This is a genomic window from Methylobacter sp., assembly GCF_036845245.1.
In the GTDB taxonomy this organism is placed as follows: Bacteria; Pseudomonadota; Gammaproteobacteria; order Methylococcales; family Methylomonadaceae; genus Methylobacter_A.
On record NZ_DAIUEH010000005.1, the window covers coordinates 128,746 to 146,619 of the forward strand.

At 50.3% G+C, this 17,874-nt stretch carries 16 protein-coding genes; 9 read left to right on the plus strand and 7 right to left on the minus strand.

Translation table 11 applies throughout. From position 1 onward, the window contains the following. Nucleotides 1–92: 92 nt before the first annotated feature. From V7051_RS04155 to V7051_RS04170, 4 genes are all read right to left on the minus strand, one after another. Nucleotides 93–641 carry a histidine phosphatase family protein gene (locus tag V7051_RS04155; protein WP_333873671.1) on the minus strand — a complete coding sequence of 183 codons (549 nt, stop codon included), beginning with the start codon at nucleotides 639–641 and terminating at the stop codon, nucleotides 93–95. Nucleotides 642–651: 10 nt separating this feature from the next. After that, nucleotides 652–915: a hypothetical protein gene (locus V7051_RS04160; protein ID WP_333873670.1), complete on the minus strand. Its 264-nt coding sequence runs from the start codon at nucleotides 913–915 to the stop codon at nucleotides 652–654. Further along, nucleotides 909–1,163: a hypothetical protein gene (locus V7051_RS04165; RefSeq protein ID WP_333873669.1), complete on the minus strand. Its 255-nt coding sequence runs from the start codon at nucleotides 1,161–1,163 to the stop codon at nucleotides 909–911. The genes V7051_RS04160 and V7051_RS04165 overlap by 7 nt, the downstream gene beginning before the upstream one ends. A 75-nt stretch (nucleotides 1,164–1,238) precedes the next feature. Next, the gene (locus V7051_RS04170; RefSeq protein WP_333873668.1) at nucleotides 1,239–1,706 is read right to left on the minus strand and encodes an Lrp/AsnC family transcriptional regulator; all 468 of its coding nucleotides are present in this window, start codon (nucleotides 1,704–1,706) and stop codon (nucleotides 1,239–1,241) included. A gap of 170 nt (nucleotides 1,707–1,876) precedes the next feature. Between V7051_RS04170 and leuA the strand changes: the two genes are divergently transcribed. The 3 genes from leuA (at nucleotide 1,877) to V7051_RS04185 (ending at nucleotide 4,842) form a co-directional block, all read left to right on the plus strand. Continuing rightward, nucleotides 1,877–3,556, plus strand: a complete 1,680-nt coding sequence (leuA, locus tag V7051_RS04175) for a 2-isopropylmalate synthase (RefSeq protein WP_442919725.1) — start codon at nucleotides 1,877–1,879, stop codon at nucleotides 3,554–3,556. Nucleotides 3,557–3,741: 185 nt separating this feature from the next. Next, on the plus strand, nucleotides 3,742–4,113 hold the full coding sequence (locus V7051_RS04180; protein WP_333873667.1) for a VOC family protein: 372 nt from the start codon (nucleotides 3,742–3,744) through the stop codon (nucleotides 4,111–4,113). Between the two features lie 48 nt (nucleotides 4,114–4,161). Then, nucleotides 4,162–4,842: a helix-turn-helix transcriptional regulator gene (locus V7051_RS04185; RefSeq protein ID WP_333873666.1), complete on the plus strand. Its 681-nt coding sequence runs from the start codon at nucleotides 4,162–4,164 to the stop codon at nucleotides 4,840–4,842. Between the two features lie 174 nt (nucleotides 4,843–5,016). Here the strand turns inward: V7051_RS04185 and V7051_RS04190 are convergent, their stop codons facing one another. Together V7051_RS04190 and V7051_RS04195 are read right to left on the minus strand one after the other, a co-directional pair. After that, nucleotides 5,017–5,499 carry a YajQ family cyclic di-GMP-binding protein gene (locus V7051_RS04190; RefSeq protein ID WP_333873665.1) on the minus strand — a complete coding sequence of 161 codons (483 nt, stop codon included), beginning with the start codon at nucleotides 5,497–5,499 and terminating at the stop codon, nucleotides 5,017–5,019. 87 nt (nucleotides 5,500–5,586) lie between these two features. Next, nucleotides 5,587–6,810, minus strand: coding sequence for a multifunctional CCA addition/repair protein (locus tag V7051_RS04195; protein WP_333873664.1), 1,224 nt, complete (start codon nucleotides 6,808–6,810; stop codon nucleotides 5,587–5,589). Nucleotides 6,811–6,924: 114 nt separating this feature from the next. Here V7051_RS04195 and V7051_RS04200 point away from each other — a divergent pair, with 114 nt between their 5' ends. The 6 genes from V7051_RS04200 to V7051_RS04225 all read left to right on the plus strand — a co-directional run bounded on the left by V7051_RS04200 (nucleotide 6,925) and on the right by V7051_RS04225 (nucleotide 16,981). Continuing rightward, nucleotides 6,925–7,716, plus strand: a complete 792-nt coding sequence (locus V7051_RS04200) for a sulfite exporter TauE/SafE family protein (protein ID WP_333873663.1) — start codon at nucleotides 6,925–6,927, stop codon at nucleotides 7,714–7,716. Between the two features lie 351 nt (nucleotides 7,717–8,067). Beyond that, nucleotides 8,068–8,517, plus strand: coding sequence for a hypothetical protein (locus V7051_RS04205; protein ID WP_333873662.1), 450 nt, complete (start codon nucleotides 8,068–8,070; stop codon nucleotides 8,515–8,517). Nucleotides 8,518–8,612: 95 nt separating this feature from the next. Continuing rightward, entirely contained in the window at nucleotides 8,613–9,974 is a 1,362-nt protein-coding gene (locus V7051_RS04210) for a TolC family protein (RefSeq protein WP_333873661.1), read from the plus strand. After that, entirely contained in the window at nucleotides 9,971–11,455 is a 1,485-nt protein-coding gene (locus tag V7051_RS04215) for an efflux RND transporter periplasmic adaptor subunit (RefSeq protein WP_333873660.1), read from the plus strand. The genes V7051_RS04210 and V7051_RS04215 overlap by 4 nt, the downstream gene beginning before the upstream one ends. Nucleotides 11,456–11,472: 17 nt before the next feature. Continuing rightward, complete coding sequence (locus V7051_RS04220; protein WP_333873659.1) at nucleotides 11,473–14,631, plus strand: CusA/CzcA family heavy metal efflux RND transporter; 3,159 nt, start codon at nucleotides 11,473–11,475, stop codon at nucleotides 14,629–14,631. Nucleotides 14,632–14,659: 28 nt separating this feature from the next. After that, nucleotides 14,660–16,981 (plus strand): heavy metal translocating P-type ATPase, encoded by a 2,322-nt coding sequence (locus V7051_RS04225; RefSeq protein ID WP_333873658.1) that lies wholly within the window; start codon nucleotides 14,660–14,662, stop codon nucleotides 16,979–16,981. A gap of 221 nt (nucleotides 16,982–17,202) precedes the next feature. Here the strand turns inward: V7051_RS04225 and V7051_RS04230 are convergent, their stop codons facing one another. Further along, nucleotides 17,203–17,481 carry a hypothetical protein gene (locus V7051_RS04230; protein WP_333873657.1) on the minus strand — a complete coding sequence of 93 codons (279 nt, stop codon included), beginning with the start codon at nucleotides 17,479–17,481 and terminating at the stop codon, nucleotides 17,203–17,205. Between the last annotated feature and the right edge of the window lie 393 nt (nucleotides 17,482–17,874).

Below are 17,874 nucleotides of genomic sequence, written 5' to 3' on the forward strand. Positions count from 1 at the left end.
CCTTAATCATAGCGTTTATTGTCACTATTCAGCGTTCTCAAACACAATGGGATTGTGCCCAGTGTTATTAGCTCGTTGGAGTAGCGTTAAGTTTAAAACCGATAAACACCGGCACTCCAGTATTTGCTCCGATGCTTGCTGGGGCCTGTCCAGCCCAAAGCGATAAGCTCTTTGGCAATGAGTCGATTCATAATACCGTGCCCAACAAGTAAAACAGGACCTTGCTCAGCAAGAGCAATAAGTTTCCGGGCAGCCGTCTTGGCTCGGGTTTTAGTCGCCTGGACTGACTCGGAACCTCTCGAGTAACCAAAGAACCAAAACAGGCGGAAGAATGCCGCCCAAACGAAAGGCGACAAACGAGGAAAGCGCCAAAGAGCAAAAGGCAGTTGCGCCTCGCAGAACACGGCGTCGACAACGGACGCGGTATAACCCAAGGCCTGAACAGATGACAACGCCCGAGGCGCAGTACTTGAGACGATGCAGATAGTGGAATCGAGCCGCTGCAATCCGGCGATGGGCGCGCTATCAGCTTCCACCTCGGAGAGATTGTAATGCTCAATCCAGCGCTCCATTTCGGCCGGCGTAATCCGGTCCGTTGGGGCCAAGACAGGCTTTCCGTGTCGCATGAGGATGATTTTCATCGTAGAAAACCTAATGTTGTTGAAGTGATGAGGGCGAGCGCAGATCATCAGAAGCCGCACCTAACTGACGGCATATTTCAGGCGCCGCCCGATAGAGGCATGAGTAATCCGACAGCCCGTTAAAAACTTCGGCTGATGAGCAACCGGGAATCGTCGATGCCAAATATTCCGCCATAGCGACCGGCGACCAGTTATCCTCTGCCCCGTGCCAGATGTACGTATTGACGCCGATGACGATTTCCTGTGCCAAATGATAAGAGGCAATAACTACCAATACGGTTGGATAGCAACACGCACCCTGCCTACTTCATAATCAACACAACACGTCAGTATTTTAGCGTCGTCACTTTTTACCGGGATGAAGCGCAGATTGCCCAAGAGTGCTGTTGAATAATCCCGGAAAGACAAGATCAGTTTCCCTCCTTCGGTTAATAATTCGCAGCAATCAATAATGAGCTGCCTTATCTCATCCAAACTGCCAAAAGGTGTTTTTGATCGAATTACCCGGTAGATTATAGCCATCTACACAATTTCTGCATTCTAAATACAGACTTAGCGCTCTCTCGCCGGAGAAAGAGCCGGTACTTGTGTAAATATCTATGCAGTAATAGGAAATGCTGTTTTATCGACAACTCGGCGCAATACAAAACTTGAATGCACACCGCTTACGCCTTTTATACCGGTGATACGTTTCAGCAATAGTTCCTGATAAGCATCTAAATCTTTCACGACCACCTTGAGTTGATAGTCGGCCGACTGGCCGGTGATCAACAGGCACTCCATCACTTCCGCAATATCACTGATGGCCGTTTCAAAATCGTTGAAACGCTCCGGCGTGTGTTGATCCATGGAAATATGGATCAAGGCCATCAGCGTTAGTCCCAATGCCTTAGCATCCAACAGAGCACGGTAGCCGGTTATCAAGCCGGATTCTTCCAGCGTCCGCACCCTGCGCAAACACGGGGACGGAGAGAGTCCAATACGGTCAGCCAGTTCCTGATTGCTGATGCGTCCATCGGTTTGCAGTACCCGCAGTATTTGCCGGTCAAAACGATCAAGCTCCATAAATCACCACTAAAATTCTGATAGTCGGAATTTATATTAACATTTTGCAAAAGTTACGCAATTATCTGCCAATCATTGTGTAATTTTAGCGCATAAAAGCAATCGCCTGCCGGACTGTTTTGCATATTCTATTGGTCTCAAATACGGCTATCATCAAACATCAGGAGTCTATGATTATGTTGCAAGATCCTTCCAGCAAGTACCAACCGTTTCCGCCGGTCACGCTCGTCGACCGGCAATGGCCCAATCGCAGCATCACAAAGCCGCCTATCTGGATGAGCACCGATTTGCGCGACGGCAATCAGGCGCTGTTCGAACCGATGAACGCGGAACGCAAGTTGCACCTGTTCAGCACTCTTTGCGACATCGGCTTTAAGGAGATTGAGGTGGCTTTCCCATCGGCGTCGCAAACCGATTTCGATTTTGTCCGCCAACTGATTGAAGAGCATCGTATACCGGACGATGTCAGTATCGAAGTGCTCACTCATGCTCGCGAGCACCTGATCCGGCGAACCATCGAATCTCTGCAAGGTGCGCGTCGGGCCATCGTGCATATTGTTAACGCGACCTCGAAACCGTTTCGCGAGCTGGTGTTGGCGATGAGCAAGGCTGACGTCGTGGCTATGGCGGTATCTTCCGTACATTTGGTCAAGCAGTTGATCGCCGAACACCCGGAAACCGAGTGGGTGCTGGAATATAGCTTGGAAGCCTTTACCGCGACCGAGCTGGATTTCGCTGTCGAAGTCTGCGATGCAGTCAGCGCCGCCTGGGACGCGACGCCACACAACAAGATCATTCTCAATCTACCGTCGTCGGTGGAAGTCACGACGCCGAATGTCTATGCCGATCAAATCGAGTGGATGCACCGCCATATTGCCCGTCGCGACAGTGTCATCCTCAGCGTTCATCCGCATAACGACCGCGGCACGGCGGTCGCCGCAGCCGAATTGGCAGTAATGGCCGGTGCCGACCGCGTCGAAGGTTGTCTATTCGGTAACGGCGAGCGGACCGGGAACGTCGACATCGTCACTTTGGCGCTCAATCTTTATACTCAGGGCGTTTCTCCCGGTCTCGATTTCTCGGATATCAATGCAGTGGCGCGCACTTTTGAGCACTGCACTCAATTGCCTATCCATCCTCGACATCCTTATGCCGGCGACCTGGTGTTTACCGCTTTTTCCGGGTCTCATCAGGATGCCATCAAAAAAGGATTTGCCGCGCAAAAGCCCGATAGCGTTTGGAATGTTCCTTATCTGCCGTTTGATCCAGCCGATCTCGGCCGCAGCTATGACTCGGTCATCCGGATCAACAGCCAGTCCGGGAAAGGCGGCATTGCCCATTTGCTAGAATCCCAATATGGCGTGGTCTTACCGCGCCGCTTGCAGGTCGAATTCTCCGGCGTGGTGCAAAAGCATACGGACAATCACGGCGGGGAAATAAGCGCTGCCGATCTATGGCAACTGTTTTCCCTGACTTATCTCGATACCGTCAAGCCTGTTCAGTACGTCGAGCACCATCTTTTCGAGCATAATAGCGGCCAGAGCATCCGCCTCACGCTGGAAATTGATGGGATTTCCCATGTCTTTATCGGAGAAGGCAATGGCCCGATCGATGCGTCCGTACAGGCATTGCGCGGCATCGGCATGGATTTCAAGGTTCGCAGCTATGAGGAGCGTTCCATGGACTGTAGCGCCGATGCCCGCGCCTGCGCTTTCATCGCAATGGCTCCATTTGACAGTCACTGTGAATATTTCGGGGTTGGTATGGATACCAATATTGTGACCGCGTCGATTAAAGCACTGGTCAGCGGCATCAATCGACTGGCGGTAAATGCCGTTTCCTCCGGTTGAGTAACCGGACGTGACCGGCATCAGTCTTGCTGTTGCTGCCGGGAAATTTGTATCGGATAATTGCATTAGTCTTGATTCGATCCTATCCAAATTTTGTTAAGGTGGTAAACACTACTGACACCACGCTGTCAGGAGGGCTGTCATACCATAGTTGCTCGTTAACACTTAAAACAACGGAGATAAAAATGAATAATGTAGCAACCTGGTTTGAAATTCCGGTCACTGATCTGCAGCGCGCTAAAGATTTTTACCAAAATGTTCTGCAAACCACTTTTAAAAATGAAGAAATGGGCGGGCATCAATTGGCGATTTTCAGCGCTGAGGAAGGCGCTGTCAGTGGTATGCTGATGCAGGGCGAACATTACCAGCCCAGCCAAACCGGCGCTGTGATTTATTTCAACGGCGGCGAGGATTTAAGCGTTCCATTGGACAGGGCCGTTCAACATGGCGGCAGTGTGCTCATGCCCAAAACGCCGATTCATGACGGCGACTGCGGCTACTTCGCGCTGTTTTTAGACAGCGAAGGCAACCGCGTCGGCTTGTATTCAGCGTCCTGATCATTATTGGTTTTTAGGCGGCCAGGGCTTGGCCGCCTATCGAAAACCATGCGACGCGCCGATCGGCTATTTCAAATCGTACAAATCCTGCGTAACAAGCGCTTGGTTACCGCCAAAATGCTTGCCGAGCGTCTGGAGGTGTCCGAGCGCACCATTTATCGGGATATTCAGGATATCAGCTTGTCCGGCGTTCCGGTTGAAGGCGAAGCCGGTGTCGGCTATCGGTTGCGGCATACCATCGACATTCCCCCGATCATGTTTACCCCGGACGAAATCGAATCATTGGTCATCGGTGCGCGGATGGCCAAGACTTGGGCGGGAACCGAGCTGGGTTATTCGGCACAATCGGCACTGGACAAAATTACCGCGGTCATTCCTGTCGAACTTCGGAATAAGATCGATGACAGCAAACTGTTTTCGTTGCGCTTCAGTCAGCGTCAGGATCTCGATATTAACCTGGATATTTGCCGCAAAGCCATCGATGGCAAACATTTGTTAAAGATGAGCTATTGCCGAGCCGACGGCGAACAAAGCCTACGCCGCATCCGGCCACTGGGCCTGTATTTTTGGGGAAACGTCTGGACTTTGGTCGGTTGGTGCGAATTGCGCGACGATTTCCGTAATTTCCGGCTGGACCGAATTCAAAGTATTCAACAGGAAAGCGCTGCATTTATAGACGTTGGAGGCCAAAGCCTGCAGGACTTCATCAAGCGTATGACCTGTATGTGACGCCTGTTTTAAGCCTTAGGACTTGATTAAAAATATCTTTCCGAAATCACTGTTTTTTGTCATCAAGCCGTTCGTACTGAGCCTTCGGCCGCGCTCAGGACTAAAGCATGATCGGCTTGACGTGGTGGGACGACGTTATTAGTGACTCTATCCTTGGCTTTATTGAGCGTTGCTTTAGTCCCTGAAATTCTCAAACTGCAACGGCATTTCCAGTTTTTCTTCTCTCAGCATCTTAATCACATCCTGTAGATCATCCCGGTTTTTGCCGGTCACCCTGACTTGGTCGCCCTGAATGGCGGCCTGGACTTTCAGTTTCTTGTCCTTAATCAATTTAACGATTTTTTTGGCCACTTCCTTATCCAGCCCCTGCTTCATGGTAATTTCCTGACGCACCGATTTGCCGCCGGGCTTGGGATCGCCGACTTCCATACAAGCAATATCCACACCGCGCCGGCTGAGTTTCGAACAAACAACGCTGAACATTTGCTGCAATTGGAACGTCGATCCAGACGTCATAATCAATTTATCGTCAGTCAATTCAAAGCTTGAGTCGGTGCCCTTAAAATCAAAGCGCGTGGTCACTTCTTTATTGGCTTGGTCAACGGCGTTTTTAATTTCGTGTTTATCGAATTCGGAAATGATGTCGAAAGAAGGCATGGTTTATGATTACAGAATAACAAAAAGAATTTAACTATAATGATCTTTGCGGCATTATTCAACACCATTCAGCCGGTGCCGGAGGCTTTATTCGGATTTTATGAATTCGCTGACGGCCTTGATTCGCAAGCGTCGAATCGCCTCGCCGATTTGCGCGCCTTTAAGTTCGCCGTTCAAAATAGCCGATGTGTCAACCGATGCCGCCGCCCTGGCTGCACCTATCAATAGATCGGCTTGAGGATAGGGCGAATTTTCAAACCCGGTTCTGCCTTTGGCATCGGCCTCGCAAGCCAGTATAAATTCAGACAATTTATTGACCGGCTTAAAAGCGCCTAAAGCAGCCAGCATATCCGTTAATGTTGATGCGCGTAATTCAAAAGCCCGGTGGCAATGAGTATGGTATTGCATGACCTGCAAGGCCAACACTTTAAACGAGTTGGGTACGCGTAAGCGGATGCACATTTGCTCCAAGATAGACAGCCCTTTAGCTTCATGACCGTGATGGCTCGGCCAATGTTCTTTAGGCGATACGCCCTTGCCCAGATCGTGAACTAACGCCGCAAACCGGACTTCGGGACTCGGCGACAAAAGCGCAGCCTGCTCCAGACAGAGCATGACATGAATGCCGGTATCGATTTCCGGGTGATGTTTTTCCGGCTGCGGCACACCGAATAAGCAATTTATTTCCGGAAAAATTTTCTCCAAGGCCATGCAATCTTTTAAGGTATAAAAAAAAGCACTCGGCGATTTTTCGTTAAGCGCCTTAAACAATTCAGCCCATACTCGCTCGGGCACCAGATGATCCACCTCACCTGCCGTGACCATAGCCTGCATCAGAATCCGGGTTTCCTCAGCCAGCGAGAAACCGAGATGCTTATAACGGGCGGCAAAACGGGCGACGCGCAAGATTCGCACCGGATCTTCTGCAAAGGCCGGTGAGATATGCCGGAAAATACGTTGTTCAAGGTCACTTTGCCCACCGTAAGGATCAACAAGCTGTCCTTGCGGCGTCATTGCCATCGCATTAATTGTCAGGTCGCGGCGAATCAAATCCTGCTCCAGACTAACATCGGGCGCTGCGTGTACCGTAAAGCCTTTATAGCCGGGCGCGGTTTTTCGTTCGGTTCTGGCCAACGCATATTCTTCACGGCTTTGCGGATGCAAAAACACCGGAAAATCCTTGCCCACCGGCCGGAAGCCCTGTTTCACCATGGATTCAGGAGTCTCGCCGATCACTACCCAGTCCTGTTCTTTAACAGGGAGTCCGAGTAATTTATCGCGCACCGCACCGCCAACAAGATATATTTCCACTCAGTTACTCAAGCCGTTTAATAATGCACCTAGAATAGCACAGACGCATGCCAAAAAAGGCATAATGGCCGGTCTGGCCGACGAGTCAACTAATACATAATTAGAGGAACCCTAATGATAGCAATTTTTTTAACCAGCCTTTTATTAGGCGCTGTTTCAGGATTAATGGCCGGCCTGTTCGGGATAGGCGGCGGCTTGGTTATTGTGCCGGTTTTAGCGATATTGTTTGCAGGGCAAGGATTTCCCCCGGAACTGGTTATGATCATATCGGTAGCAACGTCCCTGGCGACCATTATCTTTACCTCGATCTCTTCACTGTTGGCGCATCATCGTTTGAATTCCGTGCTATGGGATAAAGTGCTGGCCCTGGGACCGGGCATTATGGCCGGCGCTGCTGTCGGGGCGGTAATCGCGGACCATATAGCCGGTGACGTATTACGCTTTATCTTCATCATCTATTTGCTATCCGTCGGTATACAAATGGCTTTGCAATTAAAGCCAAAACCCGGACAAAAGCAACCTTCCAAAGCCTTGGATGTGGGTGTGGCCGGTATCATGGGGCTGTTCTCGTCATTATTGGGAATAGGCGGAGGCACACTCACTGTACCTTTTTTAGTACATTTCCAAACACCTATGCGGAATGCGGTAGCCATAGCCAGCGCCTGCGGCTTACCTCTAGCCTTGGTCGGAACGGTTGGCTATGCCCTATTAGGCAAGAATGCGTTACACTTGCCTGAGTGGAGTTTAGGCTATATCTATATGCCCTCGTTTCTGGGCATTGTCCTGACCAGCATATATACCGCCCCGATAGGCGCCAAGCTGGCCCATAAACTGCCCGCGGAAGAATTAAAACGTTATTTTTCGCTGCTGTTGTTTGTAATGGCGGCTAAGTTGATTTGGTTTTGATACCGTAATCGGTTAGAAGATTTCATTCAAACATCAAAAAGCGAAAAAGGTTGGAAGCTGTTTACATATAAGCGACATTGGCATCCCGCGCAACGAGTATCCGGTTCCGCCTCAACAGCGGACAGTCAACCAAGTATATCCGCCCCCCAAAAGATTACTCTCATAATACTTGAGTTATGACGACTAACTGGTAAGTATTTGCCGGTTATCACGACGAACATTTTGCGGCGCTTGGAGCGAGATCGTTTTCCCCAAGCAATCTTATTCAGTTGAGTAAAAACAGATGGCGCAAGTGATCGACAAATAGTTCAAGGCTTGAATGCTTTTTAGCGATGGGATACACTCGTTACAATGAATAATGTGCTACGTCGCTCCAAAACCTGGCTCTCTTTTGTGCTGATGCTCGCGGTTCTAGGCCATTTCGGCTTAGGCCATAGCGATGCTTCAGCCTTTGTGCTGTGTTTCGGGACGGACGGTCATGTGGCCGTGGAGCATGCCGGTCATAATCATGGTGCCGATACGGATAAAGTCTATCCAACCAAGACCGAGACCGATGCCTATTTCACGGACATGGATTCACCTTGCGAAGACATTCCCGTGGTCGGAGATGACCATGGCGCTCATATTCCTCTGACAGATTTATCCAAAGCATCGGTCGATCTTGGACTTTTGCCCTTGGTTTTCCTCGTTTTTCTCCTTATCCCCTACGCCAGGGTCATTGCACGGCGGCCTTTTTTTTCCGATCCGCTGTTCACCGATTCCCGCCTGCTTGGCTTACGCAGTACCGTTCTTCTGATTTAACTATCTCTTCATAGCCGTAACCCGTCGTCGATGATGCAGGTTTAGCGCCTGCTTGTCTGCTGCGTTCGTTTATTCATGCTACGGAGAGACTATCCATGTGCTCAAATTATGCGCTGCCACTCGGCATCGCTCTCAGTGTAATACTTACCACCGGTCCGGTCGGCGCTGATCCGATAGACCGGAAAATACCGCGCGTCCACCTGGAAGACCAGAGCCGGGCAGACCGTACTTCAAGCCCATCCGAGGAACCGACTGGAACCTTGCTTTTAGCTCAAGCGCTGGCTTTGGCATTGACCCAGAATCCAGACTTGGCCTCTTTTTCCTGGGAAACCCGCGCTCAGGAAGCCGCTGCCCTGCAAGCGAGTTTTTTTCCGAATCCAACATTCGGCGCTAATGCCGCAAACTTTGGCAATCGAGTCATCAAGGGATTTGACGGCGATGTGGTGACTTTAGAACTCAGTCAATTAATTGAATTGGGCGGTAAGCGTGCGGCCCGAATGGAGGCTGCCGCCCTAACCAAAGAATTGGCGGATTGGGATTATGAAACCAAGCGCGTCGATGTTCTAACACAAGTCTCCCAGGCTTTCATTGAGGTTCTGACAGCTCAACAGCATCTGACTCTCACGAAACAAATTCAAGAATTAGCAAATCAGATGATGGTAACGACCTCTGCACGGGTACAAGCGGGCAAGGTTTCTCCTGTCGAAGAAACCAAAGCCAAAGTTGTCTTTGCCTCAATTCAATTCGAGCTGTTGCGTGCCGAGAAAGAGTTGGAAGCCGCACGAAAGCGTTTAGCTGCAACCTGGGGCAACACAGAACCTCGGTTTGAGACTGTCAAGGGAGATTTAGATACCGTTATATCGCTACCTTCACTGGAGTCATTGCTCCGACGACTTGATAAAAATCCGGATTTAGCCCGCTGGGTTACCGAAATTACCCAACGTGAAGCGCTGATCAGTGTGGAAAAATCAAAAGCCGTCCCGGACGTGACCGCGACTGTAGGCGCAAGCAAGTACCTCATGCCCAATGATTACGCGCTAGTTGTCGGGTTCTCCATGCCGCTGCCGGTATTTGATCGCAACCAAGGCGGTATCAGTGAAGCGGAGCACCGGTTGACCCGAGCGGAGGAAGATCATCGTAGCTCAGAAGTAAGAATCACAACCCTATTAAATACGATTTATCAGAAGCTGAGCACGGCCCATGCCGAAGTTGCTGCGCTTCGGCAGGATATTTTACCTGGCGCTCAAAGCGCCTACGATGCGGCCCGCGAAGGTTACCGCCTCGGTAAGTTCGGGTTTCTGGATGTCCTGGATGCGCAGCGCACCTTATTTGGCGCAAAAAACCAGTATTTACTGGCGCTTTCCGATTACCACAAGTCGGCAGTTGAGTTAGAACGCTTAATCGGCGGCAGTTTGGATGAAACGCCGCCCTATCGTAAACAGGAGACAGTTCAATGAAAAAAAAACAGGGTTTGGCTATTTTTGGCTTGATTGCGGTTGGCATCGTGCTGGCTTTTTTTATCCTCCGTCTAGAGGCACCTATCGTCAATAATGAAGTAGAAGAGACTCATGAAGAAGCCACCGATCGGACTAAAGGCCCGCATGGTGGCGAGCTATTCATTAAAGGCGACTTTGCGCTGGAAATTTCGCTGGTAGAAGACGGTGGTGAAGCGCATTTCCGTGCCTATTCGCTCAAAAACGAAAAACCTCTCCCGCCAAGTGCCGTCAAGATTTCCGCGATTGTAACGCGTCCGGATGGCGAGAAAGAGATAGTCAATTTTGTGCCGGAAAAAGATTTTTTACAAAGTATTCAGCCCATTGAAGAACCGCATGTATTCGAAGCGACCTTGAGCGCTCAGTATGATGACCAGTCCTATCAATTTTCTTTGCTCAAGGAAGAGGGGAAAATTAAGTTAAGTGATCAACAGATTACGGAAACTGGCGTAACAATCCAGACGGCGGGTGCTGCATCCATTAGTAGTGTAGTGTCGCTTCCCGGTGAAATTCGCTTCAATGAAGACAAAACCTCACACGTCGTCCCCCGACTTGCCGGTGTGGTCGAGGCTATATCCGCCAACCTTGGAGAGCAAGTTAAAAAAGATCAAGTCTTAGTTGTGATTGCAAGTCCTGGATTGGCGGAACAACGTAGTGAGTTGCTTTCGGCGCAAAAGCGTCTGGAATTAGCCCGTTCCACTTTTGCGCGGGAAAAACACTTATGGGAAGCGAAGATCTCGGCAGAGCAGGACTACCTGCAAGCCAGACAGGTGATGAGCGAGGCTGAAATTGCCGTACATAATGCCCAACAGAAGCTGTTGGCGCTTGGCGCAAGTCCAAAGGTATCGGCCGACTCAGGTACACTCAACCGCTACGAAATTCGCGCACCGTTCGACGGCAGGTTGGTCGAAAAGCATATCGCCCTGGGAGAGGCGGTCAAGGAAGATGCGAGCATCTTCACTATTTCCGATATGTCGTCCGTATGGGCCGAGATCATCGTTTCGGCAAAAGACCTCAATGTCGTCCAGGTCGGCAAAAAAGTCTCGATCAAAGCTACGGCGCTCGACTCCGTAGCCTCTGGAACAGTGTCCTATGTAGGCTCACTTCTCGGCGAACAGACGCGCACCGCCAAAGCCCGCGTGACATTGGCGAATCCTCAGATGGCCTGGCGTCCTGGATTATTCATCACTGTCGAGATCGTTGCCAACGAAATGAAGGTGCCGGTCGCCGTATCGTCCGATGCCCTCCAGACTATCAACGATGAGCCGACGATTTTTATTCGCGTGCCGGGTGGCTTTATCGCCCAACCGGTCACGACCGGACTATCCGATGGCAGAGTTACTGAGATCGTGGCAGGGCTCAAACCGGGAACTGAATACGCTGTCAATGGCAGCTTCGTCATCAAATCCGAGCAAGGCAAAGCCGGAGCTTCACATGAGCATTGATACTAAGGAATTTCAACATGTTTGAACGACTCATCCATTTAGCTATCGAGCAACGCTGGCTGGTTCTTCTGGCCGTGCTCGGCATGGCCGTACTTGGTATCTTTAATTACAAGGTACTGCCGATCGATGCCGTTCCGGACATCACTAACGTCCAGATGCAGATCAATACGTCGGTGCCGGGCTATTCGCCGCTGGAGACCGAGCAGCGTGTCACCTATCCGATCGAGACCGTCATGGCAGGTTTGCCCCATCTGGAGCAAACCCGCTCACTGTCGCGCTATGGCTTATCGCAAGTGACGGTGATCTTCCAGGACGGCACTGATGTTTACTTTGCACGGCAACTGGTTAATCAGCGCATCCAGGAAGCCAAAGATAAACTGCCTTCCGGCGTAACCCCGGTGATGGGACCCATCTCGACCGGTCTGGGGGAAATCTATCTGTGGACCGTCGAAGCCAAGGACGGCGCCAAGAAGCCCGACGGCTCGCCCTACACGGCAACGGATTTACGCGAGATTCAGGACTGGATCATTAAACCGCAACTGCGCAATGTAATCGGCGTCACCGAGATTAATTCCATCGGCGGATTTGCCAAGCAATATCAGGTTGCACCGATTCCGGAAAAACTCGCATCCTACGGTTTGACCTTACAGGACCTCGTGACGGCGCTGGATCGCAACAACAACAATATCGGTGCCGGCTACATCGAGAAGCGTGGCGAGCAGTATTTGATTCGTGCGCCAGGACAGGTTCACTCGATAGACGATATTCGAAATGTCATTCTCGGCAGTGTGCAGGGTGTGCCGATCCGTATCCGCGATGTGGGCGAGGTCGAGATTGGTCGAGAACTGCGCACCGGCGCTGCCACCGAAAATGGCCGTGAAGTGGTGCTGGGTACGGTCTTCATGCTAATCGGCCAAAATAGCCGGAGCGTTTCGCAGGCCGTTGACAAAAAAATGGCGGAGATCAACCGCACGCTGCCTGAAGGTGTTGAGGCAATTACTGTCTACGACCGAACCGTGCTGGTCGATAAAGCCATCAATACGGTCAAGAAGAACCTAACCGAAGGTGCGGTCCTGGTCATTGTGATTCTGTTTCTGTTCCTCGGCAACATCCGCGCGGCCATCATCACGGCGATGGTGATTCCTCTGTCAATGCTGTTCACCTTCACGGGCATGGTGACGTACCAGGTTAGCGCGAATCTGATGAGTCTGGGGGCGCTCGACTTCGGCGTCATTATTGATGGCGCCGTGGTGATTGTGGAAAATTGTGTGCGGCGGCTCTCCCATGCTCAGGAGCAGCAAGGCCGAACTCTGACCCGCAATGAGCGTTATCATGAGGTCTTTATTGCCGCCAAAGAAGCGCGACGGCCGCTCTTGTTCGGTCAGATCATCATCATGGTGGTGTATTTGCCGATCTTCGCCTTGACCGGTGTGGAAGGCAAAATGTTCCATCCAATGGCTTTCACGGTTGTGATTGCTTTAGTGGGCGCCATGATTCTGTCGGTCACCTTTATCCCTGCGGCGGTGGCTCTCTTTATTGGAGATAGAGTTGCCGAAAAAGAAAATAGCCTGATGCAGACGGCTAAACGTATTTATGCGGTAGCGCTGGATCAGGTGATGATTAATAAGCCCGTGGTATTGACGTTTGCTGTCGTCGCGGTGATCCTATCGGGTCTCTTGACGACGCGGATGGGCAGCGAGTTTGTGCCGAGTCTGAATGAAGGGGACTTTGCAATTCAGGCGATGCGCATCCCCGGCACCAGTTTGTCGCAATCTGTCGCTATGCAACAGCAGATTGAAGGTTCTCTAAAACAGCAGTTCCCGGAAATTGACCGGATATTTGCGCGAACCGGCACCGCCGAGATCGCCTCAGACCCCATGCCACCCAACATTTCGGATGGTTATATCATGCTAAAGCCTAGCGATCAGTGGCCTGAACCGAATAAAACGCGGGATGAATTGTTGGCTGAGGTGCAAACAGCGGCCAACAAACTCCCAGGCAATATTTACGAATTCTCCCAGCCTATCCAGCTACGTTTCAATGAATTGATTTCAGGTGTACGTAGCGACGTGGCAGTCAAGGTATTTGGCGATGATATGGATGTTCTGAATGACACAGGCACTAAAATATCAGCGGTTATGGAAAAAATTCCCGGCGCATCAGAGGTTAAAGTCGAACAAACAACAGGGCTGCCGATGCTCACGGTCAACATTGACCGAGAGAAAACAGCGCGTTATGGCTTGAACGTCGGCGATGTTCAGGATGCTGTAGCTACCGCAATCGGTGGAACAGAAGCCGGAACCTTGTTCCAGGGTGATCGTCGATTCGACATTATCGTTCGTTTACCTGAGAACCTGCGTAGCGATCTGGAAGCCCTCAAACGTTTACCAATCTCATTGCCACGAACGCAAAACGGCGATGGTCGAACGACCTACATACCGCTGGCTGAAGTGGCCAGTCTTGAAATAGCTCCAGGACCTAACCAAATCAGTCGGGAAAATGGAAAACGCCGGGTTGTTGTAAGTGCTAACGTGCGTGGTCGCGACATCGGATCGTTCGTCGCCGAGGCCGAGCAAAAGCTTGAGCAGCAAGTCAAGACTCCGTCCGGATACTGGACGACTTGGGGCGGACAGTTCGAGCAATTGCAATCGGCTACGCAGCGATTGCAGCTTGTGGTTCCGGTGGCCTTGATGCTGGTCTTTACACTATTATTCATGATGTTTGGTAACGCCAAGGACGGTCTGCTGGTCTTTAGCGGTATCCCTTTTGCGCTGACGGGCGGTTTGATCGCGTTATGGTTGCGCGATATTCCGATGTCGATCTCAGCGGCGGTTGGTTTCATCGCGCTCTCCGGTGTGGCGGTGCTGAACGGGCTGGTCATGATTGCCTTTATCCGTAGCCTACGCGACGAAGGCAAGTCACTGGATAAAGCGATTTATGAGGGCGCTTTGACACGACTGCGGCCGGTTCTGATGACTGCATTAGTCGCATCATTCGGTTTCGTGCCGATGGCGATTGCTACCGGAACAGGGGCTGAAGTGCAGCGGCCACTGGCAACCGTGGTTATCGGCGGCATCCTGTCGTCAACGATGCTGACTTTGTTGGTGTTACCGATTCTATACTGGCTCGCGCATCGCAAAGACGAACAAGCCGGTTCCATAATACGGGAAATATGAAGATTGGGTTTAATGAGGAGAGAAATAGATGAAATCATGCAATCAATCAGAAAAATCCTGCGCTTGTGCAGGAGACAAACCGGATACCAGTCAGCCAAGCGTATCCATGCCTACGAGTGGCATGACTTTCAAGATCGAAGGCCTGGACTGCGCTGAAGAAGTCGCCATTTTAAAAAGCGCTATAGGCCCATTAGCGGGCGGCAGCGACAAGCTGGTTTTTGATATTTTAAACGGACGAATGACACTGTTGCCTGAAGCTGATCCGGTGACGGAAAAGACCATCATTAAAGCGATTGCCTTAACCGGCATGAAGGCGACTCGCTGGCAAGCGGGTCAGGCACAAGCTGATGTAAAACAACTACACCGTTCGAAGACTGTTTATACCATGGTCAGCGGTTTGTTGATCATGGTCGGCATGTTGATTCATATCGCTATGGCCGGTGGCTTTAGTGATGCGCAAACTTTTCTCAGCCACCCTGAAAATTGGTCGTTACACTGGGCGGTTATCACTGACTATCTCACTAGCTTAGCTAACGCACATACTCAGCAAGCGATGCCTTTACCTGAAAAAATCGCGTTTGGCCTGGCGGTGATTTTCGGTGCTCGGCATGTGATGGTTAAAGCTTTTTATGCGCTGAAACGATTGCGTGCCGATATGAATTTGTTGATGATGGTTGCCGTCATCGGTGCCATGTTCATTGATGAATGGTTTGAAGCTGCCACCGTGAGTTTTTTATTTTCACTGTCCTTGACGATTGAAAGCTGGAGCATTGGCCGTGCTCGTCATGCGGTAGAAGCTCTACTGGATTTAGCGCCTTCAACGGTTACGATCAAGGATGACCGCGGACAGGAACGTATTGTACCCGCCGCAGAAGTCGGTACCGGCACCCATTTCATAGTAGCGCCGGGCAATAAAATTCCCTTGGATGGCGATGTGATTGGAGGCTTCAGCTCGGTCAATCAAGCACCGATTACCGGTGAAAGCATGCCTGTTGCCAAGCAAGTTGACGATGAGGTGTTTGCCGGCAGTATCAATGGTGAAGGAACACTGGAAATCAAATCCTCCAAACTCGCCTCGGATACCACGCTGGCGCATATCATTCGTCTGGTGGGAGAAGCCCATAGCCAGCGAGCGGAAGCCGAGCAATGGGTGGAAAAGTTTGCCCGCATTTATACCCCGGCGGTGATGATCCTGGCGCTGGCCGTGTTCATCATTCCGCCGTTGTTTTTAGAGGGCATCTGGAACGAGTGGTTTTACCGTGCTTTGGTGTTACTGGTGATTGCCTGCCCTTGTGCGTTGGTCATTTCAACGCCGGTCAGTATTGTCGCGGCATTGGCTAGCGCAGCCAGGCAAGGTATTTTGATCAAAGGTGGTATTTATATTGAAGCACCTGCACATATTAATGCGATTGCCTTTGATAAAACCGGAACGCTGACCTGCGGTGAGCCGATAGTTACCGGTGTTTACCCTTTTAACGGTCATAGCGAAGAAGAACTGTTAAGTCGCGCTGCGGCACTGGAAGCACGTAGCAATCATCCACTGGCCAAAGCCATTTTACGCTACACGGAAAACAGGGGTATCAGTATTGCCAGTGCTGACAACGTGACCGTTCTACCTGGTAAAGGTGTCACAGGGCTATTTAATGGGGCTGATTTCTGGCTGGGATCGCGTCGCTATTTGTTAGAGCGTAGTCAGGAAGTTCCGGAAATCAGTGAAAAAGCGATTGCACTTGAACAAACCGGCCAAACCGTTATCGCGATTGGCAACGATCGACACATTTGCGGCTTGATTGCCGTCGCTGATCAGCCTCGTACTCAAATTAAAGCGATATTACAATCGCTCAGAGAAAAGGGAATCAAACACCTGGTTATGTTGACCGGTGATAATCGGGTCACGGCTAATAACATCGCGGCTCAAATCGGTATTGATGAAGTACATGCGGAATTACTGCCAACCGATAAAGTTGAGATCGTTAGTCAAATGATCGAAAAATACGGACAGGTTGCGATGATCGGTGATGGTATTAATGATGCTCCGGCACTGGGCCGGGCCAATCTGGGCATTGCCATGGGCGTGTTGGGTTCGGATGCGGCGATAGAAATCGCGGATATTGCCTTAATGGGCGACGACCTGTCCAAGCTCCCTTGGCTAATCAGTCATTCCAAAAGAACACTGGCGATTATCCGGCAAAATATTATTTTTGCACTCACGATCAAAGCCGCTTTTGCCTTATTAGCTTTTGCAGGGCTTGCAACGTTATGGGAAGCCATTGCGGCCGATATGGGGGCTTCTTTATTGGTTGTTGCAAACGGATTGAGGCTGCTAAAGGCTAAATATAATTATTCTTAGATCCTGTTAGCACAAATAAAAATATCCGGTTTTATATATCCGGTAAGGTGGCAACGCTGTTTTGCCAACCCTTTCCGGAAATTACGGTGTTTCGTGCATCCATCTGAGATAGCAGCAGCCAAATTCGGGTGGACACGAAAAGCATGCGCCTACCCTCTCTGCCTTTTTTGCAACAGTAAAGCAAGTTGGGTCGAACGAAGCAAATCCCAACCTGCGGTACGCTATTGTTTTGGCTCATGTCCCATCATATGGTCTCCTCCGCCGCAACCCATGTCATCCATCATCATGCCGCGCATGTGCCCCATGTGTTCATGCATTAGGCGCGTGCGCTCTTCGGGGTTCTTTGTCTGGCGTATTTCGGTCATTTCCTTTTCCATCTGCTTCAGGCGTTCTTGCATCTCCTTTTCGGTCATTGTCTTCTGTTGTTCTTCAACGGCAAGCGCGAAGGAGTTGTTCAATGCTATAAAAGCGAATATGAATAATAGGGTGTACGTTTTCATATTAATATCCTTCTCAAAGAATTTTTTGCACTTCGTTCAGGGGCGGCAAACAATGACACTCGCGATTTTAGTGAGTAGGCATATAAACCCATTTTCTAACTAACTCTTTGTATATTTTTTCAAGATTAAACTATCCTAACTTCAACAACAGCATAATTGGTACAAATACCTAGTACTCAGTCACGCTGGTCCGAATAGATAGAATAAGGATTTAATTTATGGTATGAATATTGGCTTTGGCGTAGCGAGGTTCAGTCATGCCAGCCATCAACTATAAAGTCAATTTGACCGACGAAGAAAAATTGGTAATGGGTCAAATATGTGATTTTCTTATATAATTTTGTGTTTCGTGATTACCCGGCAAATACAAAAATACTGGAAAATGACTCTAAA